The organism is Cupriavidus sp. BIC8F (genome assembly GCF_032465815.1).
Lineage (GTDB): Bacteria > Pseudomonadota > Gammaproteobacteria > Burkholderiales > Burkholderiaceae > Cupriavidus > Cupriavidus necator.
The window spans coordinates 2399525-2422894 of the sequence record NZ_CP136095.1; the positions used below are offsets into that span (position 1 = coordinate 2399525).

The 23370-nt window shown below is 64.6% G+C and carries 15 protein-coding genes, 2 tRNA genes and 3 rRNA genes; 12 read left to right on the plus strand and 8 right to left on the minus strand.

Annotation, left to right across the window (positions count from 1 at the left end; all coding sequences use genetic code 11):
* Positions 1-49 precede the first annotated feature (49 nt).
* The 7 genes from nirB (at position 50) to RS901_RS31175 (ending at position 9940) form a co-directional block, all read left to right on the plus strand.
* Positions 50-2611: a nitrite reductase large subunit NirB gene (gene nirB, locus RS901_RS31145; RefSeq protein WP_316154388.1), complete on the plus strand. Its 2562-nt coding sequence runs from the start codon at positions 50-52 to the stop codon at positions 2609-2611.
* A 26-nt stretch (positions 2612-2637) separates the two neighbouring features.
* The gene (nirD, locus tag RS901_RS31150) at positions 2638-3027 is read left to right on the plus strand and encodes a nitrite reductase small subunit NirD (RefSeq protein WP_316154389.1); all 390 of its coding nucleotides are present in this window, start codon (positions 2638-2640) and stop codon (positions 3025-3027) included.
* A 58-nt stretch (positions 3028-3085) separates the two neighbouring features.
* Positions 3086-4327 (plus strand): NAD(P)/FAD-dependent oxidoreductase, encoded by a 1242-nt coding sequence (locus RS901_RS31155; protein ID WP_316154391.1) that lies wholly within the window; start codon positions 3086-3088, stop codon positions 4325-4327.
* A gap of 45 nt (positions 4328-4372) precedes the next feature.
* Complete coding sequence (locus tag RS901_RS31160) at positions 4373-7102, plus strand: molybdopterin-dependent oxidoreductase (RefSeq protein WP_316154393.1); 2730 nt, start codon at positions 4373-4375, stop codon at positions 7100-7102.
* 94 nt (positions 7103-7196) lie between these two features.
* Entirely contained in the window at positions 7197-7769 is a 573-nt protein-coding gene (locus tag RS901_RS31165; protein ID WP_316154395.1) for a dihydrofolate reductase family protein, read from the plus strand.
* Positions 7770-7898: 129 nt separating this feature from the next.
* Entirely contained in the window at positions 7899-8906 is a 1008-nt protein-coding gene (locus RS901_RS31170; protein WP_316154397.1) for a tripartite tricarboxylate transporter substrate-binding protein, read from the plus strand.
* Positions 8907-9430: 524 nt separating this feature from the next.
* Positions 9431-9940, plus strand: a complete 510-nt coding sequence (locus RS901_RS31175) for an MFS transporter (RefSeq protein ID WP_316154399.1) — start codon at positions 9431-9433, stop codon at positions 9938-9940.
* Positions 9941-10018: 78 nt separating this feature from the next.
* Here the strand turns inward: RS901_RS31175 and rrf are convergent.
* The 5 genes from rrf to RS901_RS31200 form a co-directional block, all read right to left on the minus strand.
* Positions 10019-10131, minus strand: a 5S ribosomal RNA gene (gene rrf, locus RS901_RS31180).
* A gap of 126 nt (positions 10132-10257) precedes the next feature.
* Positions 10258-13138, minus strand: a 23S ribosomal RNA gene (locus tag RS901_RS31185).
* Positions 13139-13434: 296 nt separating this feature from the next.
* A tRNA-Ala gene (locus RS901_RS31190) sits at positions 13435-13510 on the minus strand.
* A 12-nt stretch (positions 13511-13522) separates the two neighbouring features.
* A tRNA-Ile gene (locus RS901_RS31195) sits at positions 13523-13599 on the minus strand.
* Between the two features lie 62 nt (positions 13600-13661).
* Positions 13662-15193, minus strand: a 16S ribosomal RNA gene (locus tag RS901_RS31200).
* The 16S, 23S and 5S rRNA genes sit together here with 2 tRNA genes alongside, the layout of an rRNA operon.
* Before the next feature lie 489 nt (positions 15194-15682).
* Between RS901_RS31200 and RS901_RS31205 the strand changes: the two genes are divergently transcribed.
* Together RS901_RS31205 and RS901_RS31210 are read left to right on the plus strand one after the other, a co-directional pair.
* On the plus strand, positions 15683-17278 hold the full coding sequence (locus RS901_RS31205; protein ID WP_316154401.1) for an exonuclease domain-containing protein: 1596 nt from the start codon (positions 15683-15685) through the stop codon (positions 17276-17278).
* Positions 17279-17391: 113 nt separating this feature from the next.
* Positions 17392-17832 (plus strand): hypothetical protein, encoded by a 441-nt coding sequence (locus tag RS901_RS31210; protein ID WP_316154404.1) that lies wholly within the window; start codon positions 17392-17394, stop codon positions 17830-17832.
* A 29-nt stretch (positions 17833-17861) separates the two neighbouring features.
* On the opposite strand, the gene RS901_RS31215 is transcribed toward RS901_RS31210, so the two are convergent.
* From RS901_RS31215 to RS901_RS31225, 3 genes are all read right to left on the minus strand, one after another.
* The gene (locus RS901_RS31215) at positions 17862-18869 is read right to left on the minus strand and encodes a tripartite tricarboxylate transporter substrate binding protein (RefSeq protein ID WP_316154406.1); all 1008 of its coding nucleotides are present in this window, start codon (positions 18867-18869) and stop codon (positions 17862-17864) included.
* Positions 18870-19008: 139 nt separating this feature from the next.
* Complete coding sequence (locus RS901_RS31220) at positions 19009-19983, minus strand: pyridoxamine 5'-phosphate oxidase family protein (protein ID WP_316154409.1); 975 nt, start codon at positions 19981-19983, stop codon at positions 19009-19011.
* A gap of 54 nt (positions 19984-20037) precedes the next feature.
* On the minus strand, positions 20038-20679 hold the full coding sequence (locus RS901_RS31225) for a glutathione S-transferase (RefSeq protein WP_316154411.1): 642 nt from the start codon (positions 20677-20679) through the stop codon (positions 20038-20040).
* A 98-nt stretch (positions 20680-20777) separates the two neighbouring features.
* On the opposite strand from RS901_RS31225, the gene RS901_RS31230 reads away from it, so the two are divergent.
* The 3 genes from RS901_RS31230 to RS901_RS31240 all read left to right on the plus strand — a co-directional run bounded on the left by RS901_RS31230 (position 20778) and on the right by RS901_RS31240 (position 23285).
* Positions 20778-21680, plus strand: coding sequence for a LysR family transcriptional regulator (locus tag RS901_RS31230; protein WP_316154414.1), 903 nt, complete (start codon positions 20778-20780; stop codon positions 21678-21680).
* Positions 21681-21703: 23 nt separating this feature from the next.
* A complete protein-coding gene (locus RS901_RS31235) occupies positions 21704-22438 on the plus strand; it encodes a VIT1/CCC1 transporter family protein (protein WP_316154416.1) in 735 nt (244 codons plus the stop codon).
* A gap of 160 nt (positions 22439-22598) precedes the next feature.
* Entirely contained in the window at positions 22599-23285 is a 687-nt protein-coding gene (locus tag RS901_RS31240) for a TetR/AcrR family transcriptional regulator (RefSeq protein ID WP_316154418.1), read from the plus strand.
* The last annotated feature ends 85 nt before the right edge of the window (positions 23286-23370 follow it).

Consider the following 23370-nt stretch of genomic DNA (forward strand, 5'->3'; position numbering starts at 1 on the left):
CCCACAGCACAACAAGCAGCAAAGACTGACTCCGGACAAGGAAAGCATCATGAAACTGATCATCGTCGGCCACGGCATGGTAGGTCACAAGTTCCTGGAATGCCTGGCGGAAGCCGGCGCGCATAACGTGGAAGTGACCGTGCTGTGCGAAGAACCGCGTCCCGCCTACGATCGCGTGCACCTGTCCGAATTCTTCGCCGGCAAGTCAGCCGAGGACCTGTCGCTGGTGCCCGCCGGCTTCTTCGAGCAGCACAACAACATGCTGCTGCGCCTGAATGCGCGTGCGGTGGAGATCGACCGCGCCGCGCGCACGGTGAAGGTGTCGACCGGCGAGACCCTGTCCTATGACAAGCTGATCCTGGCCACCGGCTCCTACCCCTTCGTGCCGCCGGTGCCGGGCAAGGACCGCAAGGACTGCTTTGTCTATCGCACCATCGAAGACCTGGAAGCGATGCGCGAATGCGGTGCGCGCTCGAAGACCGGCGTGGTGGTCGGCGGTGGTTTGCTTGGCCTGGAGTGCGCCAAGGCGCTGCGCGACATGGACCTGCAGACGCACGTGGTGGAGTTTGCGCCGCGCCTGATGGCGGTGCAGGTCGACGAAGGCGGCGGCCGCATGCTGCGCCAGAAGATCCATGGCCTGGGCGTGACCGCGCATACCGGCAAGAACACGGTGGAGATCATCGACGGCGAAGACGGCACCCACCGCATGGTGTTTGCCGACGGCACCCACCTCGACACCGACATGATCGTGTTCTCGGCCGGCATCCGCCCGCGCGACGAACTGGCGCGCACCAGCGGCCTGGCGGTGGGCGAGCGCGGCGGCATCGTGGTGGACAACCAATGCCTCACCTCGGACCCCGACATCTACGCCATCGGTGAATGCGCGCTGTGGCAAGGCAAGATCTACGGCCTGGTGGCGCCGGGCTATGACATGGCCCGCGTCGCCGCGCGCCACCTGCAGGGCGAGGCCGCCGAATTTGCCGGCGCCGACATGAGCACCAAGCTCAAGCTGATGGGCGTGGACGTGGCCAGCATCGGCGATCCGCACGGCACCGTGCCGGGCGCGCGCTTCTACCAGTTCTGCGACGACCGCAAGGAGGTCTACAAGAAGCTGGTGGTGTCCGACTGCGGCAAGTACCTGCTGGGCGGCGTGCTGATCGGCGACGCCAGCGAGTACGGCACGCTGCTGCAGATGATGCTGAACAAGATCGAGCTGCCCGAGTCGCCCGAATTCCTGATCCTGCCTGACAGCAGCGGCAAGGCCAGGCCCGCGCTGGGCGCCGACGCCCTGCCCGACACTGCCCAGATCTGCTCGTGCAACAACGTCTCCAAGAGCGAGATCTGCGCGGCCGTGTGCGACGGCGCCACCAGCATCGGCGCGCTCAAGACCTGCACCAAGGCCGGCACCGCCTGCGGCGGCTGCGTGCCGCTGGTCACCCAGATCATGAAGGCCGAGATGAAGAAGCAGGGCATGGCCGTCAACAACCACCTCTGCGAGCACTTCCCGTACTCGCGCCAGGAGCTGTATCACCTGGTGCGCGTGGGCAAGTTCAAGTCCTTCGATGCGCTGCTGGAAGCGCATGGCAAGGGCATGGGCTGCGACATCTGCAAGCCCACGGTGGGCAGCATCCTGGCCTCGTGCTGGAACGAGTTCGTGCTCAAGGAAGAGCACGCCAGCCTGCAGGACTCCAACGACTACTACCTGGCCAACATCCAGAAGGACGGCACCTACTCAGTGGTGCCGCGCATGCCGGGCGGCGAGGTCACGCCCGAGGGCCTGATCGCGGTCGGCCAGGTGGCCAAGAAGTATGGTCTCTACACCAAGATCACCGGCGGCCAGCGCGTGGACCTTTTTGGTGCACGCGCCGAGGAACTGCCCTTCATCTGGGAAGAACTGATCGCCGCCGGCTTTGAATCGGGCCATGCCTACGGCAAGGCCCTGCGCACGGTGAAGTCGTGCGTGGGCTCCACGTGGTGCCGCTATGGCGTGGGCGATTCGGTGGGCCTGGCGATCGAGCTGGAGAACCGCTACAAGGGCCTGCGCGCGCCGCACAAGATCAAGTTCGGCGTGTCCGGCTGCACCCGCGAATGCGCCGAGGCGCAGGGCAAGGACGTTGGCGTGATCGCCACGGACAAGGGCTGGAACCTGTACGTGTGCGGCAACGGCGGCATGAAGCCGCGCCATGCAGAGCTGCTGGCCAGCGACCTCGACCACGACACCCTGGTGCGCTACATCGACCGCTTCCTGATGTTCTACGTGCGCACCGCCGACCGCCTGCAGCGCACCAGCGTCTGGCGCGACAACCTGGAAGGCGGCCTGGACTACCTCAAGGCCGTGGTGCTGGACGACAAGCTGGGCCTCGCCGCCGAGCTTGAAGCCGAGATGCAGCACGTGGTCGACACCTACGAAGACGAGTGGAAAAAGGCCGTGACCGATCCCGAGACGCGCAAGCGCTTCCGCCACTTCGTCAACAGCGACCGCCGCGACGACAACGTCGCCTTCATCGAAGAGCGCGGGCAGATCCGCCCCGCCACGCCGGAGGAACGGAAATTGCATCGTTCCCGCCTGAGCCAGATTCCCGTGGTTGCCATGCCCGCAAAAGCAGCCTGACCGTGCCCGCAAACAAGGAGAACGTGATGAGCCATCCCCACCATCCCGAAACCTGGACCGCCGTCTGCACCGTACGCGATATCGTGCCCAACACTGGTGTGTGCGCACTGGTGGACGACAAGCAGGTCGCCGTGTTCCGCATCGGCCGTGGCGACGAGGTCTACGCCATCGACAACTTCGATCCCAACTCGCAGGCCGCGGTGCTGTCGCGCGGGCTGGTCGGCAACCTGGGCGAGCGCCTGGTGGTGGCTTCGCCGATCTACAAGCATCACTTCGACCTGCGCACCGGCGAGTGCCTGGAAGCACCCGAGCATTCGGTCAACGCTTACGCCGCACGCGTCTATGACGGCAAGGTCTGGATCGCCGCCGGCGTGACCGTGACCGTGAGCGAGGCCGAGGAAGAACTCGCCGCCTGACACCGGCGCCCATTTGATGTTCCCCCTGTCCTCAAGCCACGCCAACGGAGATTCCGGCATGACGCCTTCCGCCAACCCCCAAGCCCGCCCGCGCCTGGTCGTCGTCGGCAACGGCATGGCCGGCATGCGCACCGTCGAGGAACTGCTGAGGCTCGCCCCGGACCTGTACGACATCACGGTGTTCGGGGCGGAGCCGCACGGCAACTACAACCGCATCCTGCTGTCGCCGGTGCTGGCCGGCGAAAAGTCGGTGGCGGACATCATGCTGAATACGCGCGAGTGGTACGCCGAGCATGGCATCGAACTGCTTGCCGGCGATCCGGTGGTGGCCATCGACCGCCCGCGCCGCATCGTGCGCTCGGCCTCGGGGCGTGAAGTGCGCTACGACCGCCTGCTGCTGGCCACCGGCTCCAAGCCCTTCATCCTGCCGGTGCCGGGGCACCAGCTCGACGGCGTGATCGCCTTCCGCGATATCCAGGACGTGGAGACCATGCAGCAAGCCGCGCGCGACCACCGCCATGCGGTGGTGATCGGCGGCGGCCTGCTCGGCCTGGAGGCCGCCAACGGGCTGCTGCGCCAGGGCATGGACGTGACCGTGGTGCACCTGCCCGACAGCCTGATGGAGCGCCAGCTCGACAAGCCCGCCGCCACGCTGCTCCAGAGCGCGCTCGAACGCAAGGGCCTGCGCTTCCTGCTGGGCGCGCAGACCGCGGAGATCCTCGGCACCGACCGCGTCACCGGCGTGCGCTTCAAGGACGGCTGCGAGATCCCCGCCGACCTGGTGGTGATGACCGCGGGCGTACGCCCCAATATCGAGCTGGCCGCCAGCGCCGGCCTGCACTGCGAGCGCGCCATCGTCGTCGACGACACGCTGCAGACCTATGATCCGCGCATCTACGCCGTGGGCGAATGCGTGCAGCATCGCCAGGCCACCTTCGGCCTGGTGGCGCCGATCTGGGACCAGGCCCGCGTGTGCGCTGCCCATCTCGCCGGCGCTGGCCATCGCCACTACGTGCAGCAGGCCACCGCGACTAAACTGAAAGTGACCGGCGTCGACCTGTATTCCGCCGGCGACTTCATCGGCGCCGAAGGTAGTGAAGACCTGGTGCTGCGCGATCCGCGCCGCGGCGTCTACAAGCGCCTGGTGCTGCAGGACGGTTATCTGGTCGGCGCCGTGCTGTACGGCGACGTGCAGGACGGCCCCTGGTACTTCGACATGATCCAGCGCCGCACGCCGGTGGGCGCGCTGCGCCAGCGCCTGCTGTTCGGTCAGGCGCAGTGCGAAGCGCTCGCCGCATAAGCATCACCGTAAGTAAGCTATACAACGCCCCCGCACGGAGAACGCGTGAACCTGTCCGACATCCCGGTCGTCTCGGCAACCCTGACCACCACCACCGCCACCACCTGCCCGTACTGCGGCGTCGGCTGCGGCGTGCGCGCCACCGTGCGTGCCGACGGCCAGGTCGAGATCGCGGGCGACGCGCAGCACCCGTCCAATCACGGCCGGCTGTGCGTGAAAGGCTCGGCGCTCGGTGAAACCGTGGACCTGGAAGGCCGCCTGCTCCACCCCAAGGTGCGCGGCACCGATGGCTCCCTGCAGCAAGTCTCCTGGGACCATGCGCTGGACACCGTAGCACGAGGCTTCTCGGACATCGTCCGCCGCCACGGCCCGGATTCGGTCGCGCTCTATGTCTCGGGCCAGCTGCTGACCGAGGACTACTACATCGCCAACAAGCTGATGAAGGGCTTCATCGGCAGCGCCAATATCGACACCAACTCGCGCCTGTGCATGTCGTCGGCCGTGGCCGGCCACAAGCGCGCCTTCGGCGAAGACCTGGTGCCGGGCAACTACGAAGACCTGGAACTGGCCGACCTGGTGGTGCTGGTGGGCTCCAACACCGCGTGGTGCCATCCGATCCTGTTCCAGCGCCTGTCCCAGGCCAAGGAAGCGCGCCCCGAGATGAAGATCGTGGCGATCGACCCGCGCCGCACCGCCACCTGCGAACTGGCCGACCTGCACCTGGCCATCCGCCCGGGCACCGACGTGTGGCTGTTCAACGGGCTGCTGAGCTACCTCGCGCGCGAAGGCCGCACCAACGCCGCCTTCGTCGCCGCCAGCACCGCGGGGCTGGATGAGGCCCTGCAGGCCGCGGACGCGGCCTGCGCCGATCCCGCTGCCGTGGCCCGCGCCTGCAAGCTGAACGTGCAGGACGTGCTGGCGTTCTACCAGCTGTTCGCGCAGACCGAAAAGACCGTGACGGCCTTCTCGCAAGGCGTCAACCAGTCGTCGGCCGGCACTGACAAGGTCAACAGCATCATCAACTGCCATCTGCTGACCGGCCGCATCGGCGCCCCGGGCATGGGCCCGTTCTCGCTCACCGGCCAGCCCAATGCAATGGGCGGGCGCGAGGTCGGCGGCCTGGCCAACATGCTGGCCGCGCACATGGAACTGGCCAACCCGCTGCATCGCGACGTCGTGCAAAGCTTCTGGCAATCGCCGGTGGTGGCCGACCGCCCTGGCCTGAAGGCGGTGGAACTGTTCGAGGCGATCGAAGCCGGCCGCGTCAAGGCGGTCTGGGTGATCGCCACCAACCCCGTGGTGAGCCTGCCCGACGCCGACCAGGTGCGCCGCGCGCTGGCCAGGTGCGAACTGGTGGTCACCAGCGACATCATGGAGCGCACCGACACCAACGCCGCCGCGCACGTGCTGCTGCCCGCGCTGGGCTGGGGCGAGAAAGACGGCACCGTAACCAACTCGGAACGGCGCATTTCCCGTCAGCGCGCCTTCCTGCCCGCGCCTGGCGAGGCGCGCGCCGACTGGCGGATCCTGTGCGACGTCGCGCGCCGCATGGGCTTTGACGGCTTCGACTATGCAGGCGTGCATGAAATTTTCGACGAGCACGCGCGCCTGAGCGCCTGGCGCAACGATGCCGCACCGCGCGTGTTCGACATCGGCGGGCTGGTCGGCCTGGACCAGGCGCACTATGACGCGCTGGAGCCCGTGCAATGGCCGCTGCCCGCAGGCGCTCCGGCCGGCGCCGGCACGCAACGCCTGTTTGCCGACGGGCGCTACGCCCATGCCGACGGCCTGGCCCGCTTTGTCGCCACGCCGCCGCGCGCTCCGGCCCACGCGCCCGACGACGATTTCCCGCTGATCCTCAACACCGGCCGCGTGCGCGACCAGTGGCACACCATGACGCGCACCGGCAAGTCGGCCAAGCTGGCCGACCACCTGCCCGAGCCTTTCGTCGACATGCACCCGCAGGACGCGCTGTTGTCCGGCGTGGGCGAAGGCAAGCTCGCGCGCGTCAGCACGCGCTGGGGCGCGATGGTGGCACGCGTGCGCCATGGCGGCGGCATCCCGCGCGGCAGCGTGTTCGTGCCGATCCACTGGAACGGCCAGTTCAGCTCCGACGCACGCGTCGGCGCACTGGTCAATCCCGTGGTCGATCCCGTTTCCGGCGAGCCCGAATTCAAGCACACGCCGGTGCGCGTGGAGCCATTCGGCGTGAACTGGCATGGCTTCGTGCTGAGCCGCGGCGCGCTGCCCGCCGAAGCCCTGACCTACTGGACGCGCGTGCAGGGCCGCCAGTTCCAGCGCTATGAATTCGCCGGCCGCGACACCGTGGCCGACCGCACCGCCTGGGCCCGCACGCTGCTCGGCGTGACCGACCCGGACGCCGACTGGCTCGAGTACGAGGACCGCACCGCCGGCGTCTACCATGCGGGCTATGTCGTCGACGACCGGCTTGAAGCGTGCGTCTACGTGTCGACGCGGCCCGAGCTGCCCTCGCGCGCGTGGCTCGCCGGCCTGTTCGGCCGCGAGCGGCTGGAAGACGCCGACCGCATCGGCCTGCTGCTCGGCCAGCCGATGGAGAAAAGCGCCGACACCGGCCCGACGGTGTGCTCGTGCTTTGGCGTGGGCCGCAACACCATCTGCGACGCCGTGCGCAAGCACGACCTGAAGACGCCCGCGGAAATCACCGCCTGCGTCAAGGCCGGCGGCAACTGCGGCTCGTGCGTGCCGGAACTGAAGAAGCTGCTGGTGGAAGTGCGCGTGGCCGAAGTCGCCTGAGCGGTGCAGTGGCGGGGCAACCGGGTTAGCATGGCTGCCCGGATCCGGCAGGCTGACCGCAGCCTCCCCGGATCGCCCCGACCCGGAGCGAGCCTTGACCACTGCACCGAACCTGCGTTTCTCTGTCTTTATCGCCACCAGCCTCGACGGCTTCATCGCCCGCGCCGACGGCGACCTGGACTGGCTGCTGTCCGCCACCACCTCCACCGACGACCACGGCTACGCCGCCTACATGCAGTCGGTCGACACGCTGCTGCTGGGGCGCAATACCTACGAGAAAGTCCTGACCTTCGACCCCTGGCCCTATGCCGGCAAGCGGGTGATGGTCATGAGCAACACCCTGCCGGCCGACGCCGTTCCGCCGGCCCTGGCCGATGAGGTGCGCCTGCTGCGCGGCACGGTGCGCGAAGCCGCCGCGACACTGGCCGCGGCCGGTGCGGCCAGTGTCTATGTCGACGGCGGCAAGCTGATCCAGTCCTTCCTGGCCGATGGCCTGATCGATACGCTGACAATCACCCGCATCCCGGTGCTGATCGGCCAAGGCATCCCGCTGTTCGGCGATGCCGGACACGACATCCAGTTGGCTCACCTGCGCACCACCACCTACGCAAGCGGTTTCGTGCAAAGCACGTACCGCGTGGTCGCCACGCACGGCCAGCCGGCCTGATCTTTCATCAGGGATTAGGCACCCTTCACGAGAACCAGATTGCGGTCGCTGCGGCGTGCCCCCATGCTAGCCGCGCAACCCCGACAAGCCGCCCCGGACTCACGGTGCGGCACCAATCTGGAGACAGCAATGAAGGATGCGAAGGATTTGCCCGCCAGGCCACGATGGCTGGCGGGCGTGATGGTGATGGCCTCGGCGCTGGCCGGCACATGCGGCGTGGCAGCGGCGGACGCCTACCCCGGCAAGCCGATCACGCTGGTCGTCCCCTACTCCGCCGGCGGCCCGACCGATGTCGTGGCACGCACACTGGCGCAGGCAATGTCGCAGGATCTCGGCCAGAGCGTGGTGGTGGAAAACCGCACCGGCGCCGGCGGCACCGTGGCTGCCGCTTTTGTCGCCCGCGCACAGGCGGACGGCTATACGCTGCTGATCCACCATAACGGCATGGCGACCGCGCCGGCACTGTACAAGAAGCTGTCCTACGCGCCGCTGAAGGATTTCGAGTATGTCGGCCAGGTAGCGGACGTGCCGATGACCCTGATGGGCCGCAAGGACCTGCCGGCCAAGACCGTGCCGGAACTGATCCGCTACGTGACGCAGAACAAGGACAAGGTGTCGCTGGCCAATGCCGGGCTGGGCGCCGTATCGCAGCTATGCGGCGTGCTGTTCGAGCAATCGGTCCACGTGAAGCTCAATGCGATCCCTTACCAGGGCGCCGGCCCCGCGCTGACCGCGCTGCTGGGCGGCCAGGTCGACCTGCTGTGCGACCAGACCACGGCCACGCTGCCGCATATCCAGGCCGACCGCGTGCGCCTGTTCGGCGTGACCACGCCGGCGCGGATCAAGGCACTGCCCAGTGTGCCAACGCTGCAGGAAGGCGGTCTCAAGGGCTTTGACGTCAAGGTCTGGCATGGCATCTATGCGCCCAAGGGCACGCCGCCCGCTGTGGTGGCTCGGCTGACCAAGGCTCTGCAAAAGGGGCTGCAAGACCCCGTGGTGATCAGGAAGCTCGATGGCCTGGGCGCGGAAATCGTGCCAGTGGACAAGCAGACGCCGGAAGGCCTGCGCACGCTGCTCAAGGCCGAGAGCGACAAGTGGCAGCCGCTGCTGAAGTCGATGCAGACCGAAGCCGATTAAGGATCTTGTCGGCCATGCCGCCGGTGCCAGGCACCGGTGGCCCTAATTGTTAGCAATCCGCTAGAATCGTCCCCGACTTCCTGGCGATCTTTCTGAATCGCCCATTCTCGCAGTATCCGGTGCCTGCTTGCACCGCCTCTTCGCGCCTGACTCAGCGGCGCATTCATTTTCCGAATTTACCCACTGTTAGGCGGTGATGCCGTCGCGTGCCTTTTGCGCGTCTCGGCCGGTATCGCCACGTCCCCCTCAACGTTGAAGTCCGAGGAGGCTTCCCCATGCCATCTCCCTGTCTGCTGCCCATGCTTGCCCTCGCCGTGTGCATGGTCGGCGCTGCCGAATCGATGGATTCGGCTGGCGCGCCCCCTTCCTTGTCACCGCCGGTGGTTGCCTGGCAGCCTTTCTTGCCGGCTGCCATGTACTTCCTCCGCGCAATCTGTCGCGTCGCGGCGATTCTCTGGAAAGATTCAAGAACACCCCAATATCTTCATGCATCCTGCTGCCATTGATCGCGAAATGCGCCTGGAATGGAAGCGCCGTGGCGGGCTATGTACTGGCGGGGGGAAGTGCTGCGACTGCGTTACGGGCTCGGTGTGGCCGGCGTCGGCGCGGCACTGTCGGTGTTTGGCCTCGGCCTGGCCGTCGGCAATCTGCTGGCAGGACGTGCCAGCCAGTGCTTCGCGCGCGAGGAAAGTGCTCTGATGGTGGCCACCGCGCTTGTCGCCCTGGCCATGACCCTGTTCACGACAGCCATCATGGGGTTGGCCGGGTCGCTTGTCTGCCTGCTGGCATGGGGCGCGGCACTCGGCATCGCGGCGCCATCGAGCACCGCCATCCTGGCTCGGCGGGCTGCCTCGGCAAAGGGACAGGTTCTGGCCGTCTCGGAAAGCATCAACAACCTGGCTGTGCTGATGCTGATGCCAGTCGCGGTCGGCTCACTGGCAGTGCACGGCACCGTGCCAGCCGCCTTGCTGGTTGGAGGCTGCTGCATGGCCGGCGTTGCGCTGACTGTCGCGGACCGGCGGATGACGGCATGAGGAGCGCGGGTGTGATATTCCGCCGCGCCAAAGCAAAAACCCCCAGCCTTTTGGGGCTGGGGGTTCTGCGGTATAAGAGCCTGGCGATGACCTACTTTCACACGGGTATCCGCACTATCATCGGCGCGGAGCTGTTTCACGGACCTGTTCGGGATGGGAAGGGGTGGTTCCAGCTCGCTATGGTCACCAGGCATGAGGGGTTGCAGCGCTGGGGTTGAGGTCAACGCTGCGAATAGGGATGTAGTTGGGGTTGTGCGTCTTGTGTCAACTGTTTCGGCACAGTCGCGATCACACACCAGGTGAAACACACTGGTTATAGGATCAAGCCTTACGGGCAATTAGTACTGGTTAGCTTAACGCATTACTGCGCTTCCACACCCAGCCTATCAACGTCCTGGTCTCGAACGACCCTTCAAGGAGGTCAAGCCTCCAGGGAATCCTCATCTTCAGGCGAGTTTCCCGCTTAGATGCTTTCAGCGGTTATCTCTTCCGTACATAGCTACCCTGCGATGCCTCTGGCGAGACAACAGGTACACCAGCGGTACGTCCACTCCGGTCCTCTCGTACTAGGAGCAGCCCCCGTCAAGATTCCAACGCCCACGGCAGATAGGGACCAAACTGTCTCACGACGTTTTAAACCCAGCTCACGTACCTCTTTAAATGGCGAACAGCCATACCCTTGGGACCGGCTACAGCCCCAGGATGAGATGAGCCGACATCGAGGTGCCAAACACCGCCGTCGATATGAACTCTTGGGCGGTATCAGCCTGTTATCCCCAGAGTACCTTTTATCCGTTGAGCGATGGCCCTTCCATTCAGAACCACCGGATCACTATGTCCTGCTTTCGCACCTGCTCGACTTGTCGGTCTCGCAGTTAAGCACGCTTTTGCCATTGCACTTTAGGTACGATGTCCGACCGTACCAAGCGTACCTTCGAACTCCTCCGTTACACTTTGGGAGGAGACCGCCCCAGTCAAACTGCCTACCATGCACTGTCCCCGACCCGGATTCACGGGTCAAGGTTAGAACCTCAAACAAACCAGGGTGGTATTTCAAGGACGGCTCCACGTGAACTAGCGTCCACGCTTCAAAGCCTCCCACCTATCCTACACAGATCGGTTCAAAGTCCAATGCAAAGCTACAGTAAAGGTTCATGGGGTCTTTCCGTCTAGCCGCGGGGAGATTGCATCATCACAAACACTTCAACTTCGCTGAGTCTCGGGAGGAGACAGTGTGGCCATCGTTACGCCATTCGTGCAGGTCGGAACTTACCCGACAAGGAATTTCGCTACCTTAGGACCGTTATAGTTACGGCCGCCGTTTACCGGGACTTCAATCAAGAGCTTGCACCCCATCATTTAATCTTCCGGCACCGGGCAGGCGTCACACCCTATACGTCCACTTTCGTGTTTGCAGAGTGCTGTGTTTTTATTAAACAGTCGCAGCCACCATTTTATTGCAACCCCTTCACCCTTCTGGCGCAGGCCAGTCAAGCTACCAGGGCGTACCTTATCCCGAAGTTACGGTACCAATTTGCCGAGTTCCTTCTCCCGAGTTCTCTCAAGCGCCTTAGAATACTCATCTCGCCCACCTGTGTCGGTTTGCGGTACGGTCTCGTATGACTGAAGCTTAGAGGCTTTTCTTGGAACCACTTCCAATTGCTTCGCAGCACTAGGCCGCTCGCCCCGCATCCTTGAATTCCGCGCCCGGATTTGCCTGAGCGCCTTCTCCAATGCAGGGACCGGGACTTCCAACACCCGGACAACCTTCCGCGATCCGTCCCCCCATCGCATCATACGACGGTGCAGGAATATTAACCTGCTTCCCATCAGCTACGCATCTCTGCCTCGCCTTAGGGGCCGACTCACCCTACGCCGATGAACGTTGCGTAGGAAACCTTGGGCTTACGGCGAGGGGGCCTTTCACCCCCTTTATCGCTACTCATGTCAGCATTCGCACTTCCGATACCTCCAGCATCCTTTACAAGACACCTTCACAGGCTTACGGAACGCTCTCCTACCACGCACATTACTGTGCGTCCGCAGCTTCGGTATATAGCTTAGCCCCGTTACATCTTCCGCGCAGGACGACTCGATCAGTGAGCTATTACGCTTTCTTTAAAGGGTGGCTGCTTCTAAGCCAACCTCCTGACTGTTTTAGCCTTCCCACTTCGTTTCCCACTTAGCTATATTTGGGGACCTTAGCTGGCGGTCTGGGTTGTTTCCCTCTTGACACCGGACGTTAGCACCCGATGTCTGTCTCCCGTGATTGCACTCTTCGGTATTCGGAGTTTGCTATGGCGGGGTAATCAGCAATAGACCCCCCAACCATGACAGTGCTCTACCCCCGAAGGTGAGACACGAGGCACTACCTAAATAGTTTTCGGAGAGAACCAGCTATTTCCAGATTTGTTTAGCCTTTCACCCCTATCCACAGCTCATCCCCTAACTTTTCAACGTTAGTGGGTTCGGTCCTCCAGTACGTGTTACCGCACCTTCAACCTGGCCATGGATAGATCATCTGGTTTCGGGTCTACACCCAGCGACTCAACGCCCTGTTCGGACTCGCTTTCGCTACGCCTTCCCTAATCGGTTAAGCTTGCCACTGAATGTAAGTCGCTGACCCATTATACAAAAGGTACGCCGTCACCCGTTGCCAGGCTCCGACTGTTTGTATGCATGCGGTTTCAGGATCTATTTCACTCCCCTCCCGGGGTTCTTTTCGCCTTTCCCTCACGGTACTGGTTCACTATCGGTCGATCACGAGTATTTAGCCTTGGAGGATGGTCCCCCCATCTTCAGACAGGATTTCACGTGTCCCGCCCTACTTGTCGTACACCTAGTTCCACAACGCTGTTTTCGCATACAGGGCTATCACCTGCTATGGCCGGGCTTTCCATCCCGTTCTGCTAACAATGCTGCTAAAGAGTACAAGGCTCTTCCCATTTCGTTCGCCACTACTTTGGGAATCTCGGTTGATTTCTGTTCCTGCAGCTACTTAGATGTTTCAGTTCGCCGCGTTCGCTTCCCTGACCTATGTATTCAGTCAGGGATGACCCATACGGGCCGGGTTTCCCCATTCGGACATCTCCGGATCAAAGCTTGTTTGCCAGCTCCCCGAAGCTTTTCGCAGGCTACCGCGTCCTTCATCGCCTGTGATCGCCAAGGCATCCACCACATGCACTTGTTCGCTTGACCCTATAACGAGTGTGTCTCGATTGCTCGAAACAGTCGCTACAGGATGAGTTCTCGCATTTGTGCCGTATTCCAAGTCATCTTTCGATCACTTAAATACATTTTGGTTGATACAATCACAACCCGGTATCGCGTTTGGTACTGCAGCGTCTCATCAACGCTTCGCGACACCTTTACTACATCCCATATTGTTAAAGAACAGCCGATCTTGCGATCGCTTGGCAATGCCAAATGAAAACACTCGCAACTCAGCGTCGCGAAGCGCTTTCATTTGACAACCAATCCAAGGTACCAGGTGATGGTGGAGGATGACGGGATCGAACCGACGACCCCCTGCTTGCAAAGCAGGTGCTCTCCCAGCTGAGCTAATCCCCCTTCCGGATAACTTGGTGGGTCTGGTAGGACTTGAACCTACGACCCCCGCCTTATCAAGACGGTGCTCTAACCACCTGAGCTACAGACCCTTGGCTGTAACAGCAAACAAACCGATAAGTGTGAACGCTAGGCTTGAGACACAAGCCTCTAGAAAGGAGGTGATCCAGCCGCACCTTCCGATACGGCTACCTTGTTACGACTTCACCCCAGTCATGAACCCTGCCGTGGTAATCGCCCTCCTTGCGGTTAGGCTAACTACTTCTGGCAAAACCCACTCCCATGGTGTGACGGGCGGTGTGTACAAGACCCGGGAACGTATTCACCGCGGCATGCTGATCCGCGATTACTAGCGATTCCAGCTTCACGTAGTCGAGTTGCAGACTACGATCCGGACTACGATGCGTTTTCTGGGATTAGCTCCCCCTCGCGGGTTGGCAACCCTCTGTACGCACCATTGTATGACGTGTGAAGCCCTACCCATAAGGGCCATGAGGACTTGACGTCATCCCCACCTTCCTCCGGTTTGTCACCGGCAGTCTCTCTAGAGTGCCCTTTCGTAGCAACTAGAGACAAGGGTTGCGCTCGTTGCGGGACTTAACCCAACATCTCACGACACGAGCTGACGACAGCCATGCAGCACCTGTGTCCACTTTCCCTTTCGGGCACCTAATGCATCTCTGCTTCGTTAGTGGCATGTCAAGGGTAGGTAAGGTTTTTCGCGTTGCATCGAATTAATCCACATCATCCACCGCTTGTGCGGGTCCCCGTCAATTCCTTTGAGTTTTAATCTTGCGACCGTACTCCCCAGGCGGTCAACTTCACGCGTTAGCTACGTTACTGAAGAAATGAATCCCCAACAACTAGTTGACATCGTTTAGGGCGTGGACTACCAGGGTATCTAATCCTGTTTGCTCCCCACGCTTTCGTGCATGAGCGTCAGTGACGTCCCAGGGGGCTGCCTTCGCCATCGGTATTCCTCCACATCTCTACGCATTTCACTGCTACACGTGGAATTCTACCCCCCTCTGACATACTCTAGCCTTGCAGTCACAAGCGCCATTCCCAAGTTGAGCTCGGGGATTTCACGCCTGTCTTACAAAACCGCCTGCGCACGCTTTACGCCCAGTAATTCCGATTAACGCTCGCACCCTACGTATTACCGCGGCTGCTGGCACGTAGTTAGCCGGTGCTTATTCTTCCGGTACCGTCATCGACCCCGGGTATTAACCAGAGCCATTTCTTTCCGGACAAAAGTGCTTTACAACCCGAAGGCCTTCTTCACACACGCGGCATTGCTGGATCAGGGTTGCCCCCATTGTCCAAAATTCCCCACTGCTGCCTCCCGTAGGAGTCTGGGCCGTGTCTCAGTCCCAGTGTGGCTGATCGTCCTCTCAGACCAGCTACTGATCGTCGCCTTGGTAGGCTTTTACCCCACCAACTAGCTAATCAGACATCGGCCGCTCCTGTAGCGCGAGGCCTTGCGGTCCCCCGCTTTCACCCTCAGGTCGTATGCGGTATTAGCTAATCTTTCGACTAGTTATCCCCCACTACAGGGCACGTTCCGATGTATTACTCACCCGTTCGCCACTCGCCACCAGGCCGAAGCCCGTGCTGCCGTTCGACTTGCATGTGTAAGGCATGCCGCCAGCGTTCAATCTGAGCCAGGATCAAACTCTTCAGTTCAATCTCTGTGTGGACCCTCGCGGGTCCTCGCTCTTTCGAGCGGTCGCTCACTCTCAGAAAACTGACTGACCAGATCCGAAGATCCAGTCACGTTTTGCTGTGCGAGCACTGTATAACTTGTGAAGCAACACCGTCCGAAGACAGTGGCGTCCGCTACCCAGCGCTCACACTTATCGGTTGTTTGTTTGTTAAAGAACTTCGCTGCCGGCTTTGCCGTTCAGCGCTGCTGCGTTGTCTGCAGCAGAGAAACGAGATTATGCAGAGCTTTCTTCGTTTCGTCAACCGTTTCAGCAATCTTTTTTCGCTGCGGTCAGCGCGCTAACTTCGCTGCGCCAACCTCTCCGGTCGACCCCGCAACCCGCGCCCCGTCTGCTTTGCAGCGCTGCGTTGTGTTGCGAGGGGGCGAATATTAAGTGACCGCAGCGGGGTTGGCAAGGGGTTTTTGAAAACTTCTTCGTGCCGCCGTCAGCGCGCCCTTAAAATCGGCAGATGCCTGACATGCCTACCTACCTGCCGTCACGCCTGCCAGCGGACGGTGCGCGCCTGTTCGACGCCCAGTCTCTCGCCGCGGCGCTGTCGCGCCCTATTGTCTTTGTCGACCTGGAGACCACCGGCGCGGACGCCCAGCGCGACCGCATTACTGAGATCGGCGTGGTCGAAGTCGGCCCGGACGGCATCGTTGAATGGGACACCCTGCTCGACCCCGGCATGTCGATCCCGCCGTTCATCCAGCGCATGACCGGCATTACTGAAGAGATGGTGCGCGGCCAGCCGACCTTCGAGTCACTGGCGGAATCGCTTGCCGAGCGCCTGCAAGGCCGCTTGTTCGTGGCGCACAACGCGCGCTTCGACTATGGCTTCCTGAAGAACGCCTTCCGGCGTGCCGGGGTGACCTTCCGGGCCGACGTACTGTGCACGGTAAGGCTGTCGCGCTCGCTGTTCCCTTCCGTGGAACGCCACGGCCTGGACGCGCTGATCGCACGCTTCGGGCTGACGCCCAAGGGCCGCCACCGCGCGCTGGCCGATGCCGAGCTGCTGTGGCAGTTCTGGCAGAAGATCCATGCCACGTATTCTGTCGACCTGGTCGAATCGGCCGTGCGCACGCTGGTGCGGCGGGCCAGCCTGCCGGCCGGGCTGGACGAAACCGCGCTGGAAGACGTGCCGGCGGCGCCCGGTGTCTATATCTTCTATGGCGACCAGGACGTGCCACTCTATGTCGGCAAGAGCGTGCACCTGCGGCAACGGATCGGCGCCCATTTCTCCGGCGACTACCGGTACGGCAAGGACATGCGGCTGGCCCGGCTGGTTCGCCGCGTGGAATGGCGCGAGACCGGCGGCGAGACCGGCGCGCTGCTGCTGGAGGCCCGGCTGGTCAAGGCAATGCAGCCAGTGCACAACCAGCTGTTGCGCCGCAATGCCCGGCTCTTTGCCTGGGAACTGCCGCAGCAGTTGTCGGTGCCGCGCCTGCGCTCGGATCGCGATACGGATTTCTGCCGGCATCGCGACCTGTTCGGCGTGTTCGGCAGCCGCGGCGCGGCCGAGGCTCGCTTGCGCGCACTGGCGCAGGAGCACGGCCTGTGCCTGGCCACGCTGTCGCTGGAGAAAACCACCCGCCATGGCAGCCCCTGCTTTGCGCGCCAGGTCCATCGCTGCGCCGGTGCCTGCGTCGGCGCCGAGCCGTCGAGCGCGCACCGCGCCCGGCTAGCCGCCGCGCTGGCGCCGATCGCGCTGATGCCCTGGCCCTTCGATGGCCCGGCCGCCTGGCGCGAGCAGCACGACGGACGCGCCTGGTGGCATGTCGCCGACGACTGGTGCTACCTGGGCTGCGCAGCCACGCTGGAAGAAGCGCAGGCGCTGGCGGCGGCACCAGCGTATTTCGACCTCGATACATACCAGATCCTCGCGCCGCGGTTGGCGCAATGGATGCCACAGGCGATGCCGCTGTCCGTGCACAGACCGTTCACGCTGACCGCCCCCGAGGCCCCCGCCGAGGCGCCACGCCCGGCACGCCTCCCGGCCGGGCAGACTGCCCGCAAGGCGCCGTCGGCTGCCGCACAGCAACCCCTGGGCTTGTTCGCCGACTGAAGCCGGCCACGCTCTGTACGTCATCGCGCAGAGCGCGCTTGCAGCGAGACACGCGGCTCCGTTAGCCTGCACAGGCCGGCCCTTGCAGCCGGCCGCGCCGACGCGGAGCTTACATGCCAGCCAACCCAGTCCCTCCTGCCGAAACGGCCCACGGCGCCGCCAGCGTGCGTGCAAGCCTGGCCGTCTTGTGGGCGGCAGCCATCACCGGTGCCTGCGCCGGCCTGGAGGCCAGCGCCATGCAGGACGTCTTCGACTCCTGGAAAAACATCCCCATCGATGAGGCGAAGCGCCAGTGGGGTCCACCGCAAGCGATGCAGGCGCTGCCCTCCGGCACGGCCTATGTCTGGAACGATTCGGTTGCGCCCGCGCGCGCGCCGGGCAGCGGCCCGCGCGATGCCGGCATGGAGCGCACGCCGGTGCCGGGCCAATGCCAGCGCAAGCTGGTGACCGGCCAGGACGGCATCGTGATCGGCGGCGAGTGGCGCGGCGATGCCTGCTGCATCACCACGCTCATCGGCCACTGCGCCAGCCTGAAATATCGGGGGCACAGCTGAGCCACGGCGCCCGCGGGTGCCAGCCCGGCTCAATCGATACTGGCGCCCGATGCCTTCACCGCCTGCCCCCAGCGCTTCTGCTCGGCTGCGATCGTGGCGGCAAAGGCCTCCGGCGACTGCCATGCGGGCTCGGCACCCTGCTGCTCGAGCTTCGCCTTGGTGTCAGGGTCGGCCAGCACCGTGCGCAAGGCACCGGACAGGCGCGCGACCACGTCCTTGGGCGTGCCCGCCGGCGCCAGCATGCCGTAGAAGCCCACCACCTCGAAGCCCTTCAGCCCGGCCTCCTGCATCGTCGGCACATCCGGCAGCGCGGGCGAGCGCTGCGGTGACGTCACCGCCAGCGCACGCACCTTGCCCGCCTTGATGTACTGCATGAACAGCGGGATCGAGTCGGCCATCATCTGCGCCTGGCCGCCCATCACGTCGGTCAGCGCCGGCGAGCTGCCCTTGTACGGGATATGGACGATGAACGTGCCCGAAGCCTGCTTGAACATTTCCGGCATCAGGTGCGAGATGCCGCCACTGCCGCCCGATGCAAAGTTCAGCTTGCCCGGGTTGGCCTTCGCATAGCTGATAAACGTCTTCAGGTCGCGCGCCGGCACGTTGTTGTTGACCACCATCACCAGCGGGATCAGCGCCGTGCGTGCCACCGGCGCGAAGTCCTTCGGCATGCTGTAGGGCAGCTTGGGATAGAGCGAATTGTTGATGGCCATCTGCCCGGTGTTGGCCAGCAGCAGCGTGTAGCCATCCGGCGCGGATTTGGCGACGTTGTCCGAGCCGATATTGCCGGCGGCGCCGGCCTTGTAGTCGATCACGATGGTCTGGCCCAGGACCGGCTGCAGCTTTTCGGCCAGCAGGCGCGCGTGCGTGTCGACGGGGCCGCCGGGCGGGAATGCCACCACCAGCCGGATCGGCTTTTCCGGCCAGGCCGCTTGCGCGGTCCCCGCCGCCAGCGCCAGCGGCGCGGCGGCCAGGGCCAGCAGTGCATGTTTCAGGATGTCCCGGCGGGCTTGCGGCTTGTTCTTCGTCTTGTCCACGGTTGTTTTCTTCTTGATACAGGGCTGCCCGCCAGCGCCCTGGTCGGCGTGCTACGGACAGTCGCCAGCCGACATTGTGACTCTTTTGTGACTTTTGGATGTCATTTTTATGACAGTTTCCTGGCCTGGACCACCGGACTCAACGCGCCGGCCACGCGCCCGTGTCCGCCAGCACCGGCGAATATTCGCGAAAACCGAAGCGCAGCGGCAATACCGCCGTACGCCGCACCACGCGCTCGACATGCAGGCGCACCAGCCGTTCGGCACCGGCGTATGACGCCAGTTCATCGCCCTCCCAGATCACCTCGGCGCGCCCGCCCACATGCAGCAGCGAGCCATCGGCAAAATCCGGCACCAGAATCCCGGCTCGCGGATTGGCCAGCAGGTTGCCGACCGTATTGAAGAAGTTGTTGCCGTTGAAGTCCGGGAACGTCAGCGTGCCGGTCTCGTCCACGCGGATAAAGCCAGGCTTGCCGCCGCGGTGCGAGACATCGGTGCCGCCGGTGTGCTCGCCCTCGTCCTGCGGCGATGCGGCGTGGCTGGTGGCGATGAACAGGGTATCGGCGCCGCGCAGCCAGGCCACCGCCTGCTCGTCCAGCGCGTCACCGTGCCAGGCGGGTGGCGCGGGCACCGGCTCGGCAACGCTCACGTCGCGCAACTGGATATAGCGCGGGCAGTTGCCAAAGCTCTGCTCGACCTCGACCGTCATCCCGCCCTCGTCGCGCGCCACGATGATCCCGTTCATGCGGTTGCGCCGGCGCGTAGGCAGCTCGATCCCGAGCAGGCCGATACGCGCGCCCTGCGCCAGTGCCGGGGCCGCCGGGTCACCCGGCAGCGGCACGGTGTCGATGCGCAGGTGCGTGGCGTCAGGCGCATGCGCAAACCCCGGCGTCCCGGCCAGCATCGTGGCCCAGGGCTGCCCGTCGGCATCGACGGCGCCAACCAGCAGGAACGGCAGTTGCGCAAAGAACGTGCGGTGCTGCTCCGGCATCTCGCCACGGATCACCCGCGGGCCGGACGCGGCCATGCGTTCGCGCTTGCCGGCGCGCTCCTGGGCGGCCAGTTCGCCGGCGTGGAATGGCAGGCCGGCGTGCGGCCATGTGGGCAGATCCATGACGGGCTCCTTGTCCTTGTCCGATAGATTGGCGATACGCTGGACCGGCAGGCGCTACGCGGCCAGGCCGACTTTCGACACCAGCATCGGCACGAAGCCGGGCAAGGCTTCGATGCGGCGCAGCCAGGCATTCAGCGCGAGGTACGGCGCCAGCGGCACGTTGCCTTCCTCGGCGCGGGCGATATAGCTGTAGGCGGCCACGTCGGCGACGGTGGCATGGTCGGCCGCCAGGAACGGCTGCCCGGCGAGCAGGGTTTCCATCAGCGTGAACAGCCGTTGCGCGCGGGCGATGGCATCGTCCATCGCCACCGGCCTGCCGAACAGCACGCCCAGGCGCGCCGCCGCCGGCCCGAAGGCAATGTCGCCGGCGGCCACCGACAGCCAGCGCTGCACGCGCGCCGCGCCCACCGGGTCGCGCGGCAGCCAGCGGCCGTCGTCATAACGCGTGGCCAGGTAGACCAGGATGGCGTTGGAATCGCCGACGACCACGCCGTCATCATCCAGCACCGGCACCTGGCCGAACGGGTTCATGCGCAGGAAGGCCTCGCCGCGCTGCTCGCCGCCGCGCAGGTCGACGTCCACCAGCCGGTAGGGGAGGCCCAGCAGCCCCAGGAACAGTTCTGCGCGATGGGCGTGGCCGGACACCGGCGAGCGGTACAGCACCAGCGGCTTGGCGGGGCGGTTGGTCTCTTGCATGGCACTCTCCTCAACGGTTGGGATAGCCGGATTCTGGGCGCCGGACCCGTTGCAATAAATAGGGCAATTGATATTTGACTACTCCAAAAAATGGAGTAATGTGTGGCGCCATGGACAAGCTACGCGCGATGCAGACCTTTGTGCGGATCGTCGACGAGGGCAGCCTGACGGCAGCCGCCACGACGCTGCATACCTCGTTGCCGGCGGTGGTGCGCACGCTGGCGGCGCTGGAATCCGAACTGCAGGTCCGGCTGCTCAACCGCACCACGCGGCGGCTGTCACTGACCGGCGAGGGGCGCAGCTACCTGGACAGCTGCCGGCGCATCCTGGCCACCATCGACGAGGTCGAGGCCGGCCTGACCGCCAGCCATGTCGAACCCAGCGGCCAGCTCACGCTGACCGCCTCGGTGCTGTTCGGGCAGATGTATGTGGCGCCGGCGGTCACGCGTTTCGTGCAGCGCTATCCGCGCGTGCGCTGCCGCATGGAATTCACCGACCGCGTGGTGAACCTGCTTGAAGAAGACCTGGACGTGGGCGTGCGCATCGGCCCGCTGGCTGATTCCACGCTGGTGGCGCAGACCGTCGGCCGCATCCGCCGCGTGGTGGTGGCCACGCCCGCCTACCTGCGCAAGCACGGCGTGCCGCGCCATCCCGAGCAACTGGCCAGCGCCAACTGCGTGCGCTTCACCGGCAACCACGCGCACTGGTGGACCTTCCAGGAAGACGGCCGCGAGTTCCACGTGCAGGTGTCCGGCAACCTGGAATTCAACCAGACCGCGCCCGCCGTGGCTGCCTGTGCCGAAGGCGCGGGCTTCGGCCACTTCCTGTCTTACCAGGTCGCGCAACTGGTCGAGGCGCGCAAACTGCGCATCGTGCTGGAGGGTTTCGAGCAACCGGCATGGCCGCTGTCGCTGATCTATCCTCATGCACGGCTATTGCCGGCACGCACGCGCGCCTTTATCGAATGGATGCGGGATGACCTGGGCCCGCGCTTCAACTGACCACGTTCCATCGCCAAAAGACCATGCCCCTGTCGAGCGGCCCCACTCCAACCGGCTTCGGCACCCGCGTGCGGCGCCTGCTCCATCGACCGAGCGGCAACGCCTTGCGCGCAGCCGTGCTGGGCGTCAACGACGGGCTGGTGTCCAGTTTCTGCCTGGTGATGGGCCTGGAGGGCGCGGCGGCCTCGCGCGAGGCCGTCATCCTGGCCGGGCTGGCGGGCCTGACCGCGGGCGCTTGCTCGATGGCTCTGGGCGAATGGCTGTCGGTGACCAACAGCCGCGAGATGAACAACAAGCGCCTGCGCGACATGGCGCACGAGCTCGCGCATGATGCCGCCCGGGCTCGGCAGCGGCTGGTCGCGGTGATCGTGGGCAAGGGCGTGCTGCCGGCCGACGCCGAGCGCGCCGCCGACGAGATCATGCGCAACCCGCGCGCGGCCCTGGACACATTTGCGCGCGAAGTGCTGGGTATCAACCCGCAGGAGCGCGGCGGCAACCCGGTGCAGGCGGCGGTGATTTCCTTCGTGCTGTACAGCAGCGGTGCGCTGGTGCCGTTGCTGCCGTTCCTCGTGACCGCAGGGCCATCGGCGCAGTTCGGCAGCATCGTCGCGTGCCTGGCCGGCCTTGGCCTGGTGGGCTGGGGCACCTCGTCGTTCAATGGCCGCCCGGGATGGTTCTCGGCGCTGCGGCAGGTGCTGATCGGGGGCATGGCGGCAGCCTTCACCTACGGACTGGGCACCGTGTTCGGCTCGCTCTGACCCGCGCTGACGCAAGCGGCGCGGCGTGCGCGCCGCGCCGCCACCTCCGGCGCAGCCCACCCACCCGCCACGCCGGGCCACCACCCGACAAAACCCTTGACGCGTCGCGGCGCGCACCGGTATTTTCAAATTCGAATCAGAATTCGAATACGGAGTGCCTATGTCAGCGACCCAATCCGGCCTCACCGCCAACGCCTCCTTTCCCCGTATCGATACCCCCTCGATCCTGCAGCCGCCGCGCCAGCGCCGTGCCCGCGAGACCGAGCAAGCCTTGCTGGGCGCGGGCCGCGAACTGCTTGCCTCGCGTGACTTTGCCGCCGTTTCCGTGGCGCAGATCGCCGCGGCGTGCCAGGTGTCGGTGGGTGCCTTCTATGGGCGCTTCCGCGACAAGATGGCCTATTTCGAGGCCTTGCGCGCGCTGGTGATGGAAGAAACTGCCGCGTCGACCGAGCGCTACCTGGCGCAGGAGCGCTGGGAGGACGTGCCGACACCGGTGCTGCTGGAAAAGGCCACGCGCTTCATGGTGCTCGGCACCCTGGCCAACCGCGGCGTGATCCGGGCATCGCTGCGGCATGCGTCCACGCGGCCCGAGGAATGGGTGCCCCACCGCCAGAGCGGCGAAGCCATCGTGGAGCGCATGGTGCAGTTGCTGGTGCCACGGCTGGCGATGCCTGCCGAGACCGCCGAGCTACGCGTGCGCTTTGCCATGCAGGCGGTGTTCAGCGTGCTGGTCAATGCCGTACTCAATGATTCCGGCCCACTGCACCTCGACGACGAACAGATGATCCCGGAACTCAACCGCCTGCTGGCCGGCTATCTCGGCATCACCTGCGCAGAGCCGGCCTGAGCACACCACCGGCCCACGCGACCCGCGGTAATGCAGCCAGGCCATGGCTGCCATGAATTGCGCAGCGCTTGCTTGGCTGGCGCGC

Coding starts and splice junctions, on each gene's coding strand:
- nirB (WP_316154388.1), top strand. CDS start 50: ATGAAACTGATCATCGTCGGCCACGGCATGGTAGGTCACAAGTTCCTG.
- nirD (WP_316154389.1), top strand. CDS start 2,638: ATGAGCCATCCCCACCATCCCGAAACCTGGACCGCCGTCTGCACCGTA.
- RS901_RS31155 (WP_316154391.1), top strand. CDS start 3,086: ATGACGCCTTCCGCCAACCCCCAAGCCCGCCCGCGCCTGGTCGTCGTC.
- RS901_RS31170 (WP_316154397.1), top strand. CDS start 7,899: ATGAAGGATGCGAAGGATTTGCCCGCCAGGCCACGATGGCTGGCGGGC.
- RS901_RS31175 (WP_316154399.1), top strand. CDS start 9,431: ATGGAAGCGCCGTGGCGGGCTATGTACTGGCGGGGGGAAGTGCTGCGA.
- RS901_RS31205 (WP_316154401.1), top strand. CDS start 15,683: ATGCCTGACATGCCTACCTACCTGCCGTCACGCCTGCCAGCGGACGGT.
- RS901_RS31210 (WP_316154404.1), top strand. CDS start 17,392: ATGCCAGCCAACCCAGTCCCTCCTGCCGAAACGGCCCACGGCGCCGCC.
- RS901_RS31220 (WP_316154409.1), bottom strand. CDS start 19,983: ATGGATCTGCCCACATGGCCGCACGCCGGCCTGCCATTCCACGCCGGC.
- RS901_RS31225 (WP_316154411.1), bottom strand. CDS start 20,679: ATGCAAGAGACCAACCGCCCCGCCAAGCCGCTGGTGCTGTACCGCTCG.
- RS901_RS31230 (WP_316154414.1), top strand. CDS start 20,778: ATGTGTGGCGCCATGGACAAGCTACGCGCGATGCAGACCTTTGTGCGG.
- RS901_RS31235 (WP_316154416.1), top strand. CDS start 21,704: ATGCCCCTGTCGAGCGGCCCCACTCCAACCGGCTTCGGCACCCGCGTG.
- RS901_RS31240 (WP_316154418.1), top strand. CDS start 22,599: ATGTCAGCGACCCAATCCGGCCTCACCGCCAACGCCTCCTTTCCCCGT.